The sequence below is a fragment of the Pseudoduganella sp. LjRoot289 genome, from assembly GCF_964252925.1.
In the GTDB taxonomy this organism is placed as follows: Bacteria; Pseudomonadota; Gammaproteobacteria; order Burkholderiales; family Burkholderiaceae_D; genus Rugamonas.
In genome coordinates this window covers 1,313,128-1,331,468 of record NZ_CAXUPN020000001.1, presented here as the reverse complement: position 1 = coordinate 1,331,468, position 18,341 = coordinate 1,313,128, and the positions used below count along the sequence as shown (strand labels likewise).

General features: G+C 67.6%; 20 protein-coding genes. 8 read left to right on the top strand and 12 right to left on the bottom strand.

The window, feature by feature from the left end; translation table 11 throughout:
- Positions 1 to 9 precede the first annotated feature (9 nt).
- Genes ACSQ8Y_RS05805 through ACSQ8Y_RS05775 form a run of 7 tightly spaced genes read left to right on the top strand, consistent with a single transcriptional unit; the run spans position 10 to position 5,519 of the window.
- Positions 10 to 1,455 carry a DUF1501 domain-containing protein gene (locus ACSQ8Y_RS05805; RefSeq protein ID WP_436265505.1) on the top strand — a complete coding sequence of 482 codons (1,446 nt, stop codon included), beginning with the start codon at positions 10 to 12 and terminating at the stop codon, positions 1,453 to 1,455.
- A gap of 8 nt (positions 1,456 to 1,463) precedes the next feature.
- Entirely contained in the window at positions 1,464 to 1,844 is a 381-nt protein-coding gene (locus tag ACSQ8Y_RS05800; RefSeq protein ID WP_436265504.1) for a hypothetical protein, read from the top strand.
- A 24-nt stretch (positions 1,845 to 1,868) separates the two neighbouring features.
- Positions 1,869 to 2,615, top strand: coding sequence for a c-type cytochrome (locus ACSQ8Y_RS05795; protein ID WP_436265503.1), 747 nt, complete (start codon positions 1,869 to 1,871; stop codon positions 2,613 to 2,615).
- Positions 2,616 to 2,653: 38 nt separating this feature from the next.
- Positions 2,654 to 3,241: a peroxiredoxin gene (locus ACSQ8Y_RS05790; RefSeq protein WP_436265502.1), complete on the top strand. Its 588-nt coding sequence runs from the start codon at positions 2,654 to 2,656 to the stop codon at positions 3,239 to 3,241.
- A gap of 8 nt (positions 3,242 to 3,249) precedes the next feature.
- Positions 3,250 to 4,227: an SMP-30/gluconolactonase/LRE family protein gene (locus ACSQ8Y_RS05785; protein WP_436265501.1), complete on the top strand. Its 978-nt coding sequence runs from the start codon at positions 3,250 to 3,252 to the stop codon at positions 4,225 to 4,227.
- Between the two features lie 29 nt (positions 4,228 to 4,256).
- On the top strand, positions 4,257 to 4,736 hold the full coding sequence (locus ACSQ8Y_RS05780; protein ID WP_436265500.1) for a c-type cytochrome: 480 nt from the start codon (positions 4,257 to 4,259) through the stop codon (positions 4,734 to 4,736).
- A 3-nt stretch (positions 4,737 to 4,739) separates the two neighbouring features.
- Complete coding sequence (locus ACSQ8Y_RS05775; RefSeq protein ID WP_436265499.1) at positions 4,740 to 5,519, top strand: lectin; 780 nt, start codon at positions 4,740 to 4,742, stop codon at positions 5,517 to 5,519.
- A 52-nt stretch (positions 5,520 to 5,571) separates the two neighbouring features.
- Here ACSQ8Y_RS05775 and ACSQ8Y_RS05770 read toward each other — a convergent pair whose 3' ends face one another.
- The 10 genes from ACSQ8Y_RS05770 to ACSQ8Y_RS05725 are packed head-to-tail and all read right to left on the bottom strand — an operon-like array spanning position 5,572 to position 13,447.
- Complete coding sequence (locus tag ACSQ8Y_RS05770) at positions 5,572 to 6,282, bottom strand: tetratricopeptide repeat protein (RefSeq protein WP_436265498.1); 711 nt, start codon at positions 6,280 to 6,282, stop codon at positions 5,572 to 5,574.
- Positions 6,279 to 6,701, bottom strand: coding sequence for a cytochrome c-type biogenesis protein (locus ACSQ8Y_RS05765; protein ID WP_436265497.1), 423 nt, complete (start codon positions 6,699 to 6,701; stop codon positions 6,279 to 6,281). Before ACSQ8Y_RS05765 ends, ACSQ8Y_RS05770 begins: the two co-directional genes overlap by 4 nt.
- Complete coding sequence (locus ACSQ8Y_RS05760) at positions 6,694 to 7,221, bottom strand: DsbE family thiol:disulfide interchange protein (RefSeq protein ID WP_436265496.1); 528 nt, start codon at positions 7,219 to 7,221, stop codon at positions 6,694 to 6,696. Before ACSQ8Y_RS05760 ends, ACSQ8Y_RS05765 begins: the two co-directional genes overlap by 8 nt.
- Positions 7,218 to 9,212, bottom strand: coding sequence for a heme lyase CcmF/NrfE family subunit (locus ACSQ8Y_RS05755; RefSeq protein ID WP_436265495.1), 1,995 nt, complete (start codon positions 9,210 to 9,212; stop codon positions 7,218 to 7,220). The genes ACSQ8Y_RS05760 and ACSQ8Y_RS05755 overlap by 4 nt, the downstream gene beginning before the upstream one ends.
- Complete coding sequence (gene ccmE, locus ACSQ8Y_RS05750) at positions 9,209 to 9,718, bottom strand: cytochrome c maturation protein CcmE (RefSeq protein ID WP_436265494.1); 510 nt, start codon at positions 9,716 to 9,718, stop codon at positions 9,209 to 9,211. The genes ACSQ8Y_RS05755 and ccmE overlap by 4 nt, the downstream gene beginning before the upstream one ends.
- The gene (gene ccmD / locus ACSQ8Y_RS05745) at positions 9,715 to 10,083 is read right to left on the bottom strand and encodes a heme exporter protein CcmD (RefSeq protein ID WP_436265493.1); all 369 of its coding nucleotides are present in this window, start codon (positions 10,081 to 10,083) and stop codon (positions 9,715 to 9,717) included. The genes ccmE and ccmD overlap by 4 nt, the downstream gene beginning before the upstream one ends.
- A complete protein-coding gene (ccmC, locus tag ACSQ8Y_RS05740; protein ID WP_436265492.1) occupies positions 10,080 to 10,862 on the bottom strand; it encodes a heme ABC transporter permease CcmC in 783 nt (260 codons plus the stop codon). The genes ccmD and ccmC overlap by 4 nt, the downstream gene beginning before the upstream one ends.
- A gap of 33 nt (positions 10,863 to 10,895) precedes the next feature.
- Positions 10,896 to 11,564 carry a heme exporter protein CcmB gene (gene ccmB / locus ACSQ8Y_RS05735; protein ID WP_436265491.1) on the bottom strand — a complete coding sequence of 223 codons (669 nt, stop codon included), beginning with the start codon at positions 11,562 to 11,564 and terminating at the stop codon, positions 10,896 to 10,898.
- The gene (ccmA, locus tag ACSQ8Y_RS05730) at positions 11,558 to 12,340 is read right to left on the bottom strand and encodes a cytochrome c biogenesis heme-transporting ATPase CcmA (RefSeq protein ID WP_436265490.1); all 783 of its coding nucleotides are present in this window, start codon (positions 12,338 to 12,340) and stop codon (positions 11,558 to 11,560) included. The genes ccmB and ccmA overlap by 7 nt, the downstream gene beginning before the upstream one ends.
- A 12-nt stretch (positions 12,341 to 12,352) precedes the next feature.
- A complete protein-coding gene (locus ACSQ8Y_RS05725) occupies positions 12,353 to 13,447 on the bottom strand; it encodes a sigma-54 interaction domain-containing protein (RefSeq protein ID WP_436265489.1) in 1,095 nt (364 codons plus the stop codon).
- Positions 13,448 to 13,676: 229 nt separating this feature from the next.
- Between ACSQ8Y_RS05725 and ACSQ8Y_RS05720 the strand changes: the two genes are divergently transcribed.
- The gene (locus ACSQ8Y_RS05720) at positions 13,677 to 15,455 is read left to right on the top strand and encodes a sensor histidine kinase (protein WP_436265488.1); all 1,779 of its coding nucleotides are present in this window, start codon (positions 13,677 to 13,679) and stop codon (positions 15,453 to 15,455) included.
- A 9-nt stretch (positions 15,456 to 15,464) separates the two neighbouring features.
- Here ACSQ8Y_RS05720 and eno read toward each other — a convergent pair whose 3' ends face one another.
- Positions 15,465 to 16,748, bottom strand: coding sequence for a phosphopyruvate hydratase (gene eno, locus ACSQ8Y_RS05715; protein WP_436265487.1), 1,284 nt, complete (start codon positions 16,746 to 16,748; stop codon positions 15,465 to 15,467).
- A 104-nt stretch (positions 16,749 to 16,852) separates the two neighbouring features.
- A complete protein-coding gene (pyk, locus tag ACSQ8Y_RS05710; protein WP_436265486.1) occupies positions 16,853 to 18,319 on the bottom strand; it encodes a pyruvate kinase in 1,467 nt (488 codons plus the stop codon).
- Between the last annotated feature and the right edge of the window lie 22 nt (positions 18,320 to 18,341).

The following is an 18,341-nucleotide window of genomic DNA, read 5'->3' as shown; positions in this document are numbered from 1 at the left end:
GAATGCACCATGAGCATCACATCACGTCGAGACTTCCTGCTTAAATCGGGCCTCGGCCTGGGCGCCGCCGGACTGGGCGGCCTGCTGCCCGGCGGCGGCCTGCTGCACGCAGCCACCGCCGCAGAACTGGCGGACCCGCTCGCGCCCAGGCAGCCGCATATTCCCGCCAAGGTCAAGTCGGTCATCTGGCTGCACATGAACGGCGCCCCGAGCACGCTCGACCTGTTCGACTACAAGCCGGACCTGATCAAGCTGGCCGGCCAGGACGTGCCCGCGTCCTTCCTCAAGGGGATCAAGACCAGCACCCAGGGCGGCGTGGGCAAACTGTTCGCCTCCAAGCGCGAATGGAAGCAGCACGGCGAAAGCGGCCACTGGTTCTCCGACCTGGTGCCCAGCATCGCCACCCAGTCCGACAAGATCGCCTTCATCAAGTCCAGCGTGACGGTGGGCGCCACGCACGACATTTCCATCCTGAAGCTGAACACCGGCGACCTGAGTCCGGGCCGCCCTTCGCTGGGCGCCTGGATCAGCTATGCGCTGGGCAGCGCCAACCCCGACCTGCCGTCGTACGTGGTGCTCTACAACGGCAAGAACGAACCGCAGGGCGGCTCGGTGAACTGGAACTCCGGCTTCCTGCCCGCCGTCTACCAGGGCACGGCCTTCCGTCCCGGCCCGTCCCCCATCCTGTACCTGGAGCGTCCGGAACTGCGCACCGCCGAGCAGCAGCGCACTTCGCTGGACCTGCTCAAACGCCTGAACCTGCAGGGAGCCGCGCACTACCCGAACGACACGGAGCTCAAAGCCCGCCTGCGTTCCTACGATCTGGCCGACCGCATGCAGGTGGCCGCGCCCGAGGCGGTGGACCTGTCCAAGGAAAGCGACGCCACCAAGGAGCTGTATGGCCTGAACGACGAAACGAGCGCCAGCTACGGCACCACGCTGCTGCGCGCGCGCCGCCTGGTGGAACGCGGTGTGCGCTTCATCCAGGTGGTTTCCGGCGCGCCGGATGGCCAGACCGAGATCACCAGCTGGGATGCGCACAGCGAACTGGAGAAAAATCACAGCGTCAATTCGCGCATGATAGACAAGCCGATCGGCGGCCTGCTGGCGGACCTGGAAGCGCGCGGCCTGCTCGAATCGACGCTGGTGGTATGGGCTTCGGAATTCGGCAGGACCTCCTACGGCCAAAGCGGCAATGGCCGCGACCACAACCCCTGGGGCTATACGCAATGGGTGGCGGGCGGCGGCATCAAGGCCGGCTCCACCTATGGCGGCACCGACGAGATCGGCCTGCAGGCTGCCGACAAGGACAAGACGGTCGATACCTACGACCTGCACGCCACCGTGCTGCAGCTCATGGGTCTCGATCACCTCAAGACCACTTACCTCAACAACGGCCGTTCCGAGCGCCCCACGGTGGTCTACGGCAAAGTCGTCAAGGAGCTGCTGGCGTAGGCAGGGTTATGCGTAAAGTACTTTTTCTACTCACGGTATCCATGGCGCTGTCGGCGGGCGTGCGGTCGGCGGACAACGAGCTCAGTGTGGATTTGATGCAGAACATCGAGGACACCAACAAGAGCCTGTCGTCCAACATCGCCCTCGCCAACAAGCAGGGAGCCAGCGAGGACGCCAAGGAGCTGACCCGCATGTTCGCTGAAGTGGAAATCTTCTTCGAGCACAAGGGCGAAGCGAAGAACGCGGTCGACCTGGCGAAGCAGAGCAAGGACCTGTCGGCGGAAATCGTCACGCTGGTCGGCGCGGGCAAGTTCGAGCCGGCCACCACGGCGGCAACTACGCTGTCGCGCACCTGCCGCACCTGCCACACGTTCTACAAGAAGGAGTAAGCCATACGCATCGCAATCAGCAGCTTGTGCCGCCCGGCGGCGTTGGCGGTGGCGGCGGTGCTGTGCACCAGCGCCATCGCCGGCAAGGGCGACCCGGTGGCCGGCCGCGACAAGGCCGACGCCGAGCGCTGCCTGGAGTGCCACGGCGCGGCCGGTGTAGGCCAGGGCTACAGCAACGGCGAGCAGGGCAAGTTCGCGCGCCTGTCGGGGCAGCAGCAGGCCTACATCGTCAAGCAGGTCGAGGACTTCCGCAGCGGCAAGCGCAAGCACGACTTCATGGCCATGATGGCGCGCAGCATCAGCGACACCGACCTGGCCGACATCGCTGCCTATTTCGCTTCGCAGCCCGCCATGCCCGCAAGCGCCGCCAACGGCGGTGCACCTGGTGCCGGTGCCGGTGCCGGCGCCGGTGCCAGTGCCGGCGCGGCTGGCGGCGGCAGTCCCGGAGCCGGAAGCGGCACGGCCACGCGGGCCGGCGCTTCCGTGGTGTTCAACGTGCCGCCAGCAGGCGCCGGGCAGCAGCTCTACCAGCGCGGCGACGGCTCCCGCAGGGTTGCCGCCTGCGCCGCTTGCCACGGTGCCGCGGGCCAGGGCGTGGCAGGCGTGGCGCCGGTGATAGGCGGCCAGGGCCTGCGCTACCTGGCGCAGCAACTGCACGACTGGCGCAGCGGCGCGCGCCGCAACAGTCCGGGCGGCGCCATGAACCAGGCCGCCGCCCCGCTGAGCGACGCGGAAATCGAAGCGCTCGCGCAATACGTATCTGAAATGTAGCAATTTATAAAACCAAGTCAACACGGGAGTCCGACATCATGAAACACCTGATCTACGCGCTGCTGGCCACAGGGGCCATCGCCCTGCCAGCCGGCGCCGCGCTGAAGGACGGCGACAACGCGCCGGCCTTTACCGCCAAAGCCTCGCTGGCCGGCAAAGCCTTCGACTTTTCTTTGAAGGACGCGCTTAAGAAAGGCCCGGTGGTGGTCTATTTCTACCCGTCCGCCTACACCGGCGGCTGCAATATCCAGGCCCACGCCTTCGCCGTCAACCATGAGAAATTCGCGGCGGCCGGCGCCACCGTGGTCGGCGTCTCGCTCGACAGCATCGCGCGCCTGAACGACTTCTCGGCCGACCCGAACTACTGCGCCGGCAAGTACCCGGTCGCTGCCGACGCCGACGGCAAGATCGCCCGCTCCTACGACCTCGCCATCAAGCAGGCCGACGCCGGCAAGAAAGACACGCGCGGCCTGGACATCGACCACGGCAGGACAGAACGCACCACCTTCATCGTCACGCCGGACGGCCGCATCGCCGCCACCGTGGGCGGCGTATCGCCCGCCGCGAATGTCGAAAAGGCCCTTGAAACCGTCCAGCTACTGGCCGCCCGCGCCCGCAAATCCTGAGGAAAACCATGGTATACCGCAAACACGCACTCGCCCTCGCCGCAGCCCTGCTGCTGGCATCCGCCACGTCCGCCTACGCGCAGGACACGTCCAGGACGCCCGCCATCGCAGGCGTGGTCGCCGCCGGCACGCCGGTCGAGCTGATCAAGGACGGCTTCAACGGCACCGAAGGCCCGCTGGTCCTGCCGGACGGCAGCCTGATCTTCACCGAGACCCCGGCCAACCGCATCACGCGCATCGCGCCGGACGGCTCCACTTCCACCTACCTGGACAACACCAACGGCGCCAACGGCCTGGCCTTCAACGCTGACGGCGACCTGTACGCCGTGCAGGTGCAGGACGCGCGCGTCGGCATCATCCAGCCCGCCTCCAGCGCCCGCACGCTGGCGGTGCGCTACGAGGGCGAGTCCTTCGGCCGTCCCAACGACTTGGTGCTGGACCGCAAGGGCGGCGTCTACTTCACCGATTCCGGCCCGAACGCGAATGCTCCGGCGCGGCCGGCGGGCCAGCCGGCCCCTGCCAAGCCCGCCGTCTACTACATCAGCCCCGAAGGCGCGCTGACACGCCTCGCGAACGACATCGAACGCCCGAACGGCATCCAGCTCAGCCCCGACGAGAATACGCTGTACGTCGCCAACACGGCAGGCGAATACGTGCTGGCCTACGACATCACCGGCGAGGGCAAGGTCGGTCCGCGCCGCAACTTCGCCAAACTGGAAGGCTGGCGCAAGACCGACACCGGCGCCTCCAGCAGCGGCGCGGACGGCTTGGCAGTCGACGCCAGCGGCCGCGTGTACGTCGCCTCCACCGCCGGCATCCAGGTCTTCTCCGCCAAGGGCGAAGCACTCGGTGTCATCGCGCTGCCGAAGCCGCCGCAGAACCTCGCCTTCGCCGGTTCAGACAAGAAGACCCTGTATGCCGTCGGCCGTGGTGCCGCATACAAGATCGCCACCCTGACCCAGGGCTATGGCGGCCGCGCCAAATAATCCGCTTGACCATCACCATAAGGAATAGCATGAAGCAACTTATAGGAAAAATCGCCGCGCCGGCCCTGGCGCTGGCCATCCTGGCCGGTCCGGCCAGCGTGCTGGCGCAGCAGGCTCCCAAGCCCGAACAGCTGATCAAGTGGCGTCAGTCCGCCTTCCAGGTCTTGGCCTGGAACACCGGCCGCATCAAGGCCTCGCTGGACGGGCAGTACAACAAGGACGAAGTGCAGCGCGCGGCCAACAGCATTGCCGCCATCGCGAACGGCGGCCTGGGCGCGCTGTTCGCGCCCGCCACCGAGCAAGGCAAGGGCTGGCACGACACCACTGCCAAACCGGAACTGTTCAAGGACGGCAAGCGCTTCGCGGAGCTGGCCGCCAGTTTCGGTAAGGAAGCCGGCGAGCTGGCGACGGTGGCCAATGGCGGCGACGTCGCCGCCATCAAGGCGCAGTTCGGCAAGCTGCAGCGTTCCTGCAAGAGCTGCCACGACGATTTCAAGGCAAAGGACTGAGCCATGCATGCATCGAAACTCCACGGCACCACGCTGCGGTGCGCTACCGCCACGGCGGTAGCCATGGCTTGCTCCGGCGGTGCCCTCGCGCAAGCGCCCGCATCAGTATCGGCATCGGCCGCAAGCCAAGGTGCGGCACAGGCAGCGCCGGCGGCAGGCCCCGGCACGGCCCGTTCGACCGATCCGGCCAAGCCGTTCAGCTTCTTCGTCACCAGCGAAGGGAGCGGCAAAGGCGCGGACCTGGGCGGCATCGCCGGCGCGGACGCGCACTGCCAGAAGCTGGCCGCGTCGGTCGGCGCGGGCCAGAAGACCTGGCGCGCCTATCTCAGCACGCAGCCGGCCGACGGCCAGCCCGCCATCAACGCGCGCGACCGCATCGGCCAGGGACCATGGTTCAATGCGCGCGGCGTGCAGATCGCGCGCGACGTGGCGCACTTGCATGGCGACACCCTGGAAGCGGCGCGCCTCGGCAACAACCTGAGCCGCAACACGGTGCTGAGCGAGAAGAACGAGGCGGTGAAGGGCTCGGGCGACAAGCCCAACGAGCACGACATCCTCACCGGATCGACGCCGGAAGGCCGCGCCTACGCGGACGCGGCCGACCACACCTGTAAAAACTACACCAGCAGCGCAGCGGAAGGATCAGCCCAGCTGGGACACTTCGACCGCAGCGGCGGCGGCAACACTTCGTGGAATTCCACGCACGCCAGCCGTGGCTGCAGCCAGGCCAACCTGGTGAGCACCGGCGGCGCGGGCCTGCTGTACTGCTTCGCGGCCAACTAGAAAACGGCAGCGCCCGGCGGCGCTGCGCAATGCCGCGCCGGGCCCGGCTGTATTAGCGGGCTGGGCCGGCAGTTTGCGCCTTGCCAATGCTGGCGGAGATCGAGCGGCCGATTTCCGAATCGGCGGGGACCAGGGCCAGGATTCTTTTCCAGGCCCGCACGGCGCCGGCCCGGTCGCCGGTTTCGAGCGCGGCACTGCCCAGCAGCGCCAGTGCCTGCACGTGGTTGGGATCGAGCGCCAGCGCCCGCTCCAGCAGCCGTTGCGGTTCACCCGATAGCCGCTGCCCTGTCGACATGCCCAGCGCCACCGAATAGTCGACCAGCAGGTCGGCGGTTTCGCCTTCCAGCTTGATCACCTGCCGGTAAGCCTCGGCCGCGTCGTCGAAACGGCGCAGCGTTTCATAGGAACGCGCCAGCATGCGCCAGCCGGCCGCATCCCCGGGCTGCTCCTTGAGCCGGGCGGCCAGCCGCGCGACCATCGCCTGTACCTGGTCCGGCCCGACCACAGACGCCGGCGCGGCTTCCGGCTGCAATCCGCGCGGCGTGCCCAGCCCATAGTAGAGCGATACGGACAAGGCCACCACCATGAGCGACACCAGCACCGCCTGGCCGCGCAGCGGGCCCGCCCCAGCCGCACCGGCACCGCCGGCTTGCCGCTGCCCCGGCCCTCCTCCGGGCACCTTCCCGCCCGCCAGCAATGGCCGCAACACCAGCAACAATGCCAACGCCAGCATGACGCCGGCGCTCAATATGAATGTCATCATGAATTTTCCTCTTCAGTAAGGTGCGGCAGCGCGGCCTGGCGGCGCAACGCCCGCAACAGGATCAGCAAGCCCGCAGCCAGCAAGGCGAACGGCCCGAACCACAGCAGCCAGGTGACGGTCTTCACCGGGGGCCTGTAAAGAACGAAGTCGCCGTAACGCTCCGTCATGAAGGTGATCACTTGCTCATCGGTGCGGCCCTGCGCCAGTTGCGTGCGCAGTTGCGCCTTCAGGTCCAGCGCGAGCTGCGCGTGCGAGTCGGCGATGGTCTGGTTCTGGCACACCAGGCAACGCAGTTGCCCGGCGAGGTGCGTTACCCGTTGATCGAGTACGCTGCCCGGCGCCTCCGGCCCAGGCGCGGGCAGCGCCCAGGCGCTGGCGGCCAGCAACAGCGACGGCAAGGCGGCCCGCCGCCTAGCCACGATTGAGCTCCTGTATCAGCGGCAGCAGCTTCTCGCGCACCACCTCGGGCGTCACCGGCCCGACGTGCTTGTACCGGATGCGGCCATGCTTGTCGATCACGAAGGTCTCCGGTACCCCGTAGACGCCGTACTCCATGCCTACCCGCCCGTCGCCGTCGAAGGCGGACGCCAGATAGGGATTGCCGTGCTCTTTCAACCACTGCACGCTGTCGGGCAGTTTGTCGGTGTAGTTCAGGCCCACCACGGGCGCCACGCCGCGGCTGGCGAAATCGACCAGCACCGGATGCTCGGCGCGGCATGGACCGCACCAGGACGCCCAGATATTGAGCAGCCATACCTTGCCCTGCATGTCCTGCGTATCGAAGCGCCGCGCGCCATCCTCCACGCGCGGCAGCGCAAACGCCGGCGCCGCCTTGTCGATCAGCGGCGACGGGATCTCTTGCGGTTTCAGGCGCAAGCCGATGCCGAGAAAAGCCAGCAGCACTGCGAATATGCCCAACGGTAGCAGAAAACGTCTCATATCACTCCTTCGGCAACGGCCGTATTGATTTGCCGGCGCGGTGCGGCAGGCTGCCGCGCCCCCGTGCCGATGCGGTAACGCCTGTCGCTGGCGGCGAGGAAGCCACCGGCGGCGATGATCAGGCAGCCGGCCCAGATCCAGCCGACAAAGGGTTTGTGCTGGATGCGCACCAGCCAGGCGCCCTCGCGCCCCGGTTCGCCCAGCGACAGGTACAGGTCGCGGCTCCAGCCACGGTCGATGGCGGCTTCCGTCATCGGCATCTGCTGCACGGTGTAATAGCGCTTTTCCGGCCGGAGCACGGCCACGCGCTGCTCGCCGCGCCAAACTTCGAACGTGCCGCGCGCCGCCACATAATTGGGGCCGTCGACCTTTTCCAGCCCGGTGAAGCTGTAGCGCAGTTCGCCGCTGCGTACCTCGTCGCCGACGCGCATGCTGGCGTCCTGCGAGGTCTCGCCGCCTTTCACCAGCGTGACGCCGACGACGAACACGGCGATGCCGGCGTGCGCCGCCAGCATGCCCCAGTAGCTGCGGGGCTGGCGCGCAATGCGCAGCAGCAGCGTGCCGTCCTGGCCCGGCGCGAGCCGCTGCGCGAGGTGCAGCGCGGTGCCGAGCAGTATCCAGACAGCCAGCATCAAGCCGCCCGCCACCATCGGCGTCGCCTTCCAGCCCAGCAGCGCGGCACCGCCGGCCAGCAAGGCCGCTTGCGCCACCCAGGCCAGGCGGCGCAGCACGGCCCGCCAGGAGTCGCTGCGCCATGCGGCGAACGGAGCGGCCGCCATGAACAGCAGCACGGGCAGCATCAGCGGCACGAACACGGCGTCGAAGTACGGCGGTCCCACGGAGATCTTGCCCAGGCCCAGCGCGTCCAGGAACAGCGGGTAGAGCGTGCCCAGCAGGACCGTGGCGGCGGCCGTCAGCAGCAGCACGTTGTTCAGCAACAGCAGCGACTCGCGTGAGAACAGCGCAAAGCCGCCGCCCAGCCCGACGGACGGCGCGCGCCACGCATACAGTCCCAGCGCGCCGCCGATGACGATGGCCAGGAATACGAGGATGAACAGGCCGCGCTGCGGGTCGGTGGCAAAGGCGTGCACGGACGTCAGCACACCGGAGCGCACCAGGAAGGTGCCCAGCAGGGACAGCGAGAACGCGAGGATGGCCAGCAGCACGGTCCAGCTTTTGAAGCTGCCGCGCTTTTCGGTCACGGCCAGCGAGTGCACCAGCGCCGTGCCGACCAGCCAGGGCATGAAGGAGGCGTTTTCCACCGCGTCCCAGAACCACCAGCCGCCCCATCCCAGTTCATAGTAGGCCCAGAAGCTGCCCATGAAGATGCCCAGCGTGAGGAAGGACCACGCCACCAGCGTCCAGGGACGCGACCAGCGGGCCCATGCCGCGTCCAGCTGTCCTCCCAGCAGCGCCGCCACGGCGAAGGCGAAGGCGACCGAGAAGCCGACGTAGCCCATGTAGAGCAGCGGCGGGTGGATGATCATGCCCAGGTCCTGCAGCAGCGGATTCAGGTCCCGGCCATCGCGCGCGGCGGGCAGCAATCGGCCGAAGGGGTTGGACGTAAACAGCATGAAGCACAGGAAGCCAACGCTGATCAGGGCCAGTACGCCGAGCACGCGCGCCGCCATGGCATCGGGCAGCTGGCTGCTGTAGCGCGCCACGGCGGCGGTCCACAACGCCAGCATCAGTACCCATAGCAGCAGCGAGCCTTCGTGGCCGCCCCACGCGCCGGCGATGCGGTATTGCAGCGGCAGCATGGAATTCGAGTGCGCCGCCACGTAGCCGACGGAGAAGTCGTTCTGCGCAAAGGCGAACAGCAGGCAGCCGAAAGCGAAAGCCACCGCCAGCGCCTGCGCCGCCGCGGCCGGACGCGCCAGCGCGATCCAGCGCGCGTTCCCGCGCCAGGCGCCGATCAGCGGCAGGCTGCCTTGCAGCAGCGCGATGCTCAAGGCGAGCATCAGCGCGAAGTTACCGAGTTCCGCGATCATCTCGTCTCCTCGGCCGCGGCGGCTGCGGCAGCGGCGGCCGACGCGCCCGGTAGCGCTTCCGCTTGCCGCGCCTGGCCGGAGGCCTGCTTACCCTGCGCCAGCGCATAGGCCGCTTCGGGAGGCATGTAGTTTTCGTCGTGCTTGGCCAGTACTTCGTCGGCCACGAAGAGCAGGTCCGCTCCCAGCTTGCCTTGCGCGACCACGCCTTTGCCTTCCTTGAACAAGTCCGGCAGGATGCCGCGATAGCGCACCTGCTGCTGGCGCCTCATGTCGGTGACAATGAAGCTGACGCCGAGGCCATCCGCGCTGCGCCGCAGGCTGCCCTGCTGCACCATGCCGCCGAGCCGGAAGCTGCGGCCGCTGGGCACCTCGCCGGCGGCAACCTGGGTCGGCGTGAAGAAAAAGACCAGGTTCTTCTGGAACGCCGACAGCACCAGCCAGGCCGCCACGCCCAGCGCGGCCAGGCCTGCGGCCAGCAGCAGGAACCGTTGCCGGCGGCGCGTCATGGCCGCCTCCCTGGCGCGGCCGGCTGATGTATGTATGCCCAGCCGATATCTTCCAGGCCCGTGTCGTCCTGACCGTTTTCATCCTTGCCTGTTTCGTTCTGGCCCGTTTCGGCCTTGTCAGTTTCGTACTGGCCTGCTTCGTACCCGCCCGCTATGTACTCGCTCGCAGCGGTCCTTCCATCGGCGCCTGCCCGGCCCGATGCGTACCGGCTCGCCGCCCGCGCCGCAGCCAACGCGGCCCTGCGGCGCGCAGCCAGCAGCGCCAGCTCGGCCGCCAACGTCGCAGCGACGGCAAGGACGGATCCCCAAACGTAGCCGCCGTAGCCGCCCATGGCGGCGAATTCCGCGAAACTGTTCCAGATCATGGCCGCTGCTCCACGTGGCGACGCACCCAGCCGGCGTTCTTTTCGCGTTCGAGCACGATGCTGCGCAGCCGCAGCAGCGTGGCGCCGGCCGCGTAAGCCCATAGCGCGAGCGCCATCAGCAACATCCCCAGAAGCATGGGCGCGGCCATGGCCGGTGCGCTGCGCAGGGAGACGGACGCGCCCTGGTGCAGCGTGTTCCACCACTGCACCGAGAAGTAAATCACCGGCACGTTGACCACGCCCACCAGCGCGAGCACGGCGCCCGCGCGGTCGGCGCGGCGGGGATCGTCGATGGCGGCCTGCAGCGCAATGAAGCCGATGTAGAGGAACAGCAGCAGCAATTCGGACGTCAGGCGCGCGTCCCAGACCCACCAGGTTCCCCACGTGGGTTTGCCCCACAGCGCGCCGGTCCACAGTGCCAGGAAAGCGAACAGCGCACCGCTGGGCGCGAGCGCGCTGGCCATCATGGCGGACAGGCGCGTGTTGAGCACCAGGCCGAGACCGGCCCAGAAGGCCATGGCGACGTAAATCACCATCGACAGCCACGCGGCCGGCACGTGAACGAAGATGATGCGGTAAGCATCTCCTTGCTGGTGGTCGGTGGGCGCCAGCAGGAAGCCCGTGTACAGGCCCGCGGCCGCCAGGCAGAAGGCGATCACCAGCAGCGGCGGCGCCAGCTTGCCGGCCAGCGCGTAGCCGGCCTGCGGCGATGCGAAGCGCAGCCAGCTGTTGGCCCCGGCGGTTGCGGCGACGCCTGTATCGGAACTTAAACTATGCACTTTCTATTCCTTCATGTCGGTTATCGGGTTTCATCATTCCAGCGCAATCCGCAGCGCGGCGGCGGTGGCCCAGGGCGCGAGTGCGCCGGCGGCGGCAAGCATGGCGCCAAGCAGCAGCAGGTGTGCCTCGCCTGACGTGCCGCCAGCCTGCGCCGCGGCCGCACCGGCGCCGAAGATCAGCACCGGCACGTACAGCGGCAGCACCAGCAGCGCCACCAGCACGCCGCCGCCGCGCACGCCCAGCGTCAGCGCGGCTGCCACGCCGCCGACCAGGCTCAGGACCGGTGTGCCCAGCAGCAGGCTGAGGGCCAGCACGGCCAGCGCGTCGCGCGGCAGGTCGAACTGCAGGGCCAGCAGCGGCGACAGCAGCACCAGCGGCAATCCGGACACCAGCCAGTGCGCCGCGACCTTGCCGGCGACGATGACAGCCAGCGGTTCGGACGACAGCAGCATCTGCTCCAGCGTGCCGTCGGCATGGTCCTGGCCGAACAAGCGGCCCAGCGACAGCGTCGCGGCCAGCAGCGCGGCCACCCACAGCACCCCTGGCGCCATGCTGCGCAGCAGCGCCGCTTCCGGTCCGACGCCCAGCGGGAACAAGGTGCAGACCATGACGAAGAAGGTCAGCGTCCCCAGCGCGTCGGCGCGGCGGCGGCAGGCCAGCAGCAGGTCGCGCCGCAGCGTCCAGCCGAGTACCGTCAGCACGGGCGCGCCGCGCCGCCGTCGGCGCCGCCCCTCCAGGCCAGGCCCCCCTCGTGCACGACGGCCGATGCCTTGCCGCCATCTGCGCCGGCCGCCGCCGGCGGGGCAGGCCCGGCCGCGTGGCGCCCGCCATGCGCCGGGGCGCCCATGCCGGCACCGGCCTCCAGGTCGAGCACTTGCAACTTGCCCGTCTCCAGTGCATGCGCCTGGTGCGTGGTGTAGACCGCCATGCCGCCCTGCCCCAGATGCCCGGCGATGCGGGCGCACAGGGTGTCGGCCGACGCGGCATCGAGCGCGGCGAACGGCTCGTCGAGCAGCAGCAAGGCGGGCAGCGACGGCAGGAACAGCCGGGCCAGCGCGACGCGGCGCCGCTGGCCTTGCGACAGCGCCCGCCCCGGCAGCGCCGCCATGTGTCCCAGCCCCGCCAGTTCCAGCGCGCGCTCCGCGTCCGCGCGGTTGCAAGCCCGCCCCGCCAGGCTGCTGGCCATGGCCACGTTTTCCCACGCCGACAAATCGTCCTTGACGGCGGCGGCGTGACCGCAGTACAGCAGCTCCCCGTGGTAGTCCTCGCGCTGGCTGCGTATGGTGCGTCCTTTCCAGCGCACTTCGCCCTCCTGCGGCACGCCCAGTCCACTCAGCAGGCGCAGCAAACTGGTCTTGCCGCTGCCGTTTCCGCCTTTGACCCACAGCGCCTCGCCGGCACGCAGCTCGAACGCCACGCCGCTGAACAGGCTACGCCCGCCGCGCGCGCAGGCCAGTCCCCAGGCTTGCAATGTCATGCGCCGCCCTCCCTAATGCCGCAGCGCTTCGGCGCCGTTGCCGCCCAGCGGATCGGCCGCCAGTGCTGCCCCGCCCTCAAAGCCGATCAGGCCGAAACGTTTCAGGTGCGTGCGCAGGATGTTGCGGCTGATGCCCAGCACGCGCGCCGTCTGCACCTGGTTTCGGTTGCATGACTCGAAGGCGGTGCGCACCACGGCTTGTTCAAAGGTGTCGAACAGGTCCGGCTGGTCCGCCTCTATCATGCCGTTCACCAGCGCGGCCAGGCGTGGCGCGAAGCCCTCGGGCGTGGGCGCCGGCACAGGCACCGGCGCGGCAGCCGCCGGGCGCTGCGACCGGCGCGCGATACCGGTCAGCTTCAGGTCGTCGACCTGTATCACGGTGTTGCGGCATACGATCAGCGCGAAATGGATCACGTTCTCCAGTTCCCGGATATTGCCCGGCCATTCATACTCCAGCAGCGCCAGCTGCGCCTCCGGCGACAGCGTCACGCCTTCCAGTTTCAGCTTGCCGCTGTAGACGCCGATGAAATGGCGCGCCAGCGGCAGGATGTCGCCGCTGCGCTCCCACAGCGGCGCCAGCTCCACCGTCGCCACGCCCAGGCGGTAGTACAGGTCCGAGCGGAAGTGGTCCGCCGCCACCGCCTTGTGCAAGTCCACATTGGTGGCCGCCACCAGGCGCACGTTCAAAGGTATCGGCTGGCGCGCGCCAAGCCGCACCACCTGGCGCTCCTGCAGCACGCGCAGAAGCTTGACCTGCAGCGCCATCGACAGGTCGCCGATCTCGTCGAGGAACAGCGTGCCGCCGTTGGCCGCCTCGAACCAGCCGGCGCGCGCCTGCGTGGCGCCGGTGAAGGCGCCGGCCTCGTGGCCGAACAATTCCGCGTCGATCAGCGTTTCGCTGAAGGCGCCGCAGTTGACCGCCACGAACGGCCCGCGCCGCTCGCTCACCTTGTGGATGTGGCGTGCGATGAGTTCCTTGCCGGTGCCGGTTTCGCCGATAATCAAGGTGGTGGCGTCGCTGCGTGCGATGAGCTCCACGCGTTCCAGCAGTTCCGCCGAGCGCGGATCATGGAACAGCAGGGCCTTGGCGCGTATGGATAGCGCCATCCCGGACGCATCCGGGAATGTGAGTAGTCGATCCATGTTTATCCCGTTTTTAGTGTTTTATGACAGCTGATCCAGCCTAACGCTTCCGCTCCGCAAGCGACACGAATCATTCCAAACAAACAAATACATAATCTGGATATGGTCGCGCGCGCACTACGGGGGTATGGCCTGTGCCGCCGCAGACCCGCCTCATGTATACTGTTGCTTTTGAGATAATCCGATCGCCGCAATGAAGGTTCGTTCCCTGTTAGCTCTGACGATTACGGTGGCGCTGGTGCCGGTGGTGGTGTTTTTCGCGGCGCCGTTGGCGCGCCTGGTCGACGCCGAACGCGACGCCGGCGTGCGCGGCATGCAGGAAACCGCCCGGGCGACCTCGCTCGCGGTGGACGGCCAATGGAACGAGGCCATCGGCCTCGTGCGCGCGCTGAGCGCGTCGAGCAAGCTGGAGGCCGAGCAGATGGCAGCCTTCGCCGGCAAGGCGCGCTCCCTGATCGCCGATGGCAATGCCATCCTGCTGTTGTACGACGCCAACGGGCAGCAGCGCGTCAACACGGCGTTGCCCGAAGGCGCGGCGATGCCCGACACGCGCGCCGCCAACCGCGAACGCATCGCCAAAACGCTCACCGACGGCAAGATCGCCATCTCTGACGTGCAGCAGGGGCCTGTCACGCGCACGCCCATGGTGGCGCTGGAGTATCCGTTTTCGCTGGGGGAGGACCGCCAGTACGTGCTGGCTTACGCTTTCGCAGCGTCCCGGCTGGCGTCGGCCCTGCCCCCGCTGGCCGACGCCGACACCACGGTGCGCATCTACGACAGGCAGGCGCGCCTGATCCAGACCAACCGCCGGGACGAGGAGATTGCCTCGGCGGCGCCGCCCGCCATCGCAGCGGCCATCCGTTCACGCAGAGAGGGCCTGCACGCCTTGCCCGACGGCGGCTATGCGGTCCTCACCGCCTCGCCGGTGACCGGCTGGTGGGTCGCCATCTCCACCACGGCCGACCGCATCGACGGCAACGCGCGCCGCATCGCGCTGCTGTCCGGCCTCGGCCTGCTGCTGGCTTTGCTGCTGGCGGTGGCCACTGCCTGGGCCATCAGCGCGCGCATTGCCAAGGCCATCGCGCAGACCAGCGCCGCCGCCAACGCCATCGGCTCCGCGCCGCCGCTGCGGCCCAAGCCGTCCGGTATCGACGAGGTGGATGAACTGGGCGACAGCATCTACCAGGCCGCCCACCTGCTGGCCGAGGCGGCGGCCGAACGCGAACGCCTTCTGGTGCAGGCGCAGCAAGCCCGGGAGGTGGCGGACACGCAGAACCGGGCCAAGGACGAATTCCTCGCCATGCTTGGCCACGAACTGCGCAACCCCATGGCGCCGATCAGCGTGGCGGCCCACATGCTGGCCATGCCCGGCCTGAGCGAGCAGCAGCTGCGCCAGGCCAGCGACGTGATCGCTCGCCAGAGCAGCCATATGAACCGCCTGGTGAACGACTTGCTGGACGTGTCACGCGTGACGCGCGGCCTGATCTCGCTGGATCTCAAACCGATCGAGATCCAGCCCGTCATCGCCAGTGCGGTGGAACAGACCACCAGCATGGCGGCAGGCCAGGGCGACATCTTGACGGTGGCGGCCATGGAGGACGGTCTGTGGGTGCACGGCGACGCGATCCGCCTGGTGCAGGTCCTGGCCAACCTGCTGGCCAATGCCGTCAAATACTCGCCGCCGCAGTCGCGGATACAGGTCGAAGCCCGGCGCGGCGACGGCGGCCTGCTGCTCACGGTGACCGACAACGGCAGCGGCATCGAGGCGGGGCTGCTGCCGCGCATCTTCGAGCTGTTTTCGCAGGGCGTACGCAGGCCGGACCGGGCCGATGGCGGACTGGGTCTGGGTCTGGCGTTGGTGCGGAAGATCGTGGAGCTGCACGGCGGCAGCGTGGCCGCCTACAGCGAAGGCGTGGGCAAAGGCAGCAGCTTCGTGATCCGGCTGCCGCTTTGCCCTGTCCCGATGGAATAGCGCAGGAGACTAGCGCAGATTGTAGAACGCGTCGCGGCCAGGATAGCTCGCGGTCTCGCCCAGGTCTTCTTCGATGCGCAGCAGCTGGTTGTACTTGGCCATGCGGTCCGAACGGGACATGGAACCGGTCTTGATCTGCAGCGCGTTCAGGCCCACGGCGATGTCGGCGATGGTCGAGTCTTCGGTTTCGCCCGAGCGGTGCGAGATCACGGCGGTGTATCCGGCGCGCTTGGCCATTTCGATGGCGGCGAAAGTCTCGGTCAGGGTGCCGATCTGGTTGATCTTGATCAGGATCGAGTTGGCGATGCCCTTCTGGATGCCTTCTTTCAGGATCTTGGTATTGGTGACGAACAGGTCGTCGCCCACCAGCTGCACCTTCTTGCCCAGCGCTTCGGTCAGGATGGCCCAGCCTTCCCAGTCGCCTTCGTGCATCGCGTCTTCGATCGAGATGATCGGATACTTGTCGCACCAGGTGGCCAGCAGATTGGTGAACTCGGTGGCGCTCAAGCTCATGCCCTCGCCTTCCAGCTGGTACTTGCCGTCCTTGTAGAACTCGGACGCGGCGCAGTCCAGGCCCAGCGCGATCTGCGTGCCAGGCTCGTAGCCGGCTTCTTCGATGGCCTGGATGATCAGCTTGATCGCGTCCTCATGCGAGGCCAGCGATGGCGCGAAGCCGCCCTCGTCGCCGACAGCCGTGTTCAGGCCCTTCTTGTGCAGGATCTTTTTCAGCGTGTGGAACACTTCCGCGCCGTAGCGGACCGCTTCGCGGAAGGTCGGCGCGCCCACGGGAATGATCATGAATTCCTGAATGTCCAGATTGTTGTCGGCGTGCGCACCGCCGTTGATGACGTTCATCATCGGCACCGGCATTTCCATGCCGCCCGAGCCGCCGAAGTAGCGGTACAGCGGCAGGCCGGATTCCTCCGCGGCGGCCTTGGCGACCGCCATCGACACGGCCAGCGTGGCATTGGCGCCCAGGCGCGACTTGTTCTCGGTACCGTCCAGGTCGATCAGGGTGCGGTCGATATAAGCCTGGTCGCTGGCGTCCAGGCCGATGAGGGCCTCGGCGATTTCGGTGTTGATGTTCTCGCAGGCTTGCAGCACGCCCTTGCCGAAATAGCGCTTGGCGTCGCCGTCGCGCAGTTCGATCGCTTCGCGCGAACCGGTCGATGCGCCCGAAGGCACAGCCGCGCGGCCCATCACGCCGGACTCCAGCAGCACGTCGCATTCCACGGTGGGATTGCCGCGCGAATCCATGATTTCGCGCGCAATAACGTCAGCAATAGCAGTCATTCATATTCTCCAGTTGGTGCGGTGTCACCCCGCGCAGGCGGGGTCCATACTTCGCCGACCGAGCAACGGTCTATGGTTCCCCGCGTGCGCGGGGACGACAGGGTTTAGTGCGCCGTAGCGCCGATTTTCATGATCTTCAGTGCATTGGTGCCGCCGACCACGCCCATAGGCTCGCCCCAGGTCAGCACCACGGTATCGCCGCGGTCGACGATGCCGCGCGCCATCAGCAGTTCTTCCACCGAGCGCAGCACCACTTCGCGCTCGCGCGTCTGCTTCAGTTCCAGCGCCTGCACGTTGCGGAACAGCGCCAGCTTGCGCTGCGTGGCCACGCTCGGCGTCAGCGCGATGATGGGAATATTGATGTTGTTACGGCTCATCCACAGGCAGGTGGAACCGGATTCGGTCAGCGCGGCGATCGCCTTCACGCGCAAGTGGTGCGCGGTAAACAGCGCGCCGTAGGCGATGGACTGGTCGATGCGGCTGAAGGTGGTGTTGATCAGGTCCACGTCCGGGTTGTGCGGGTTCCATTTCTCGGCGTCCAGGCAGATCGCGGCCATCGCTTCCACGGTCTCGATCGGGTATTTGCCGGAGGCCGTTTCGGCCGAGGTCATCACCGCGTCGGTGCCGTCCAGCACCGCGTTGGCGACGTCGGACACTTCGGCGCGGGTCGGAACGGCGTTGACGATCATCGATTCCATCATCTGGGTGGCGGTGATGGCCAGCTTGTTGGACGCGCGCGCCATCTTGATCATGCGCTTTTGCAGTGCCGGCACGGCCGCGTTGCCCACTTCAACGGCCAGGTCGCCGCGCGCCACCATGATGCCGTCCGACGCGTCCAGAATTTCCTGCAGCGCGGGAATCGCTTCGGCGCGCTCGATCTTGGCGATCATGAAAGGCTTGTGCTGGTAGGCTTCGCCGGCGATGTTGGCCAGCTGGCGCGCCATCACCATGTCGGTGGCGTTCTTCGGGAAGGACACGGCCACATAGTCCGCCTGAAAGCTCATGGCAGTCTTGATGTCTTCCATGTCCTTGGCCGTCAGCGCCGGCGCCGACAGGCCGCCGCCCTGGCGGTTGATGCCCTTGTTGTTCGACAGCTCGCCGCCGATTTTCACCGTGGTGTAGATTTCGCTGCCGGAGATGCGGTCGACCACCAGCACGATGAGGCCGTCGTTCAGCAGCAGCACGTCTGCCGGGCGCAGGTCGCGCGGCAAGTCCTTGTAGTCCAGGCCCACGCGCTCCTGGTTGCCCAATTCGCCGTTCTCACCCCACTTCGCGTCCAGCACGAAGCGCGCGCCGTTCTCCAGCTGGATCTTGCCTTCCTCGAATTTGCCGACGCGGATCTTCGGTCCCTGCAAGTCGGCCATGATGGCCACTTCGCGGCCGCAGTGGGCGGCCGCTTCGCGCACCATGCGGGCGCGCTCGACGTGGTCCTGCGCTTTGCCGTGCGAGAAATTCAGGCGCACAACATCGACGCCGGCTTTGAACATGCGGATCAGGGTTTCGACGTCGTTCGACGCAGGGCCGATGGTGGCGACGATTTTGGTGGCGCGGCTGGAAATATTGTTAGACACGTTGTCTCTTTCGCTTTGTTGT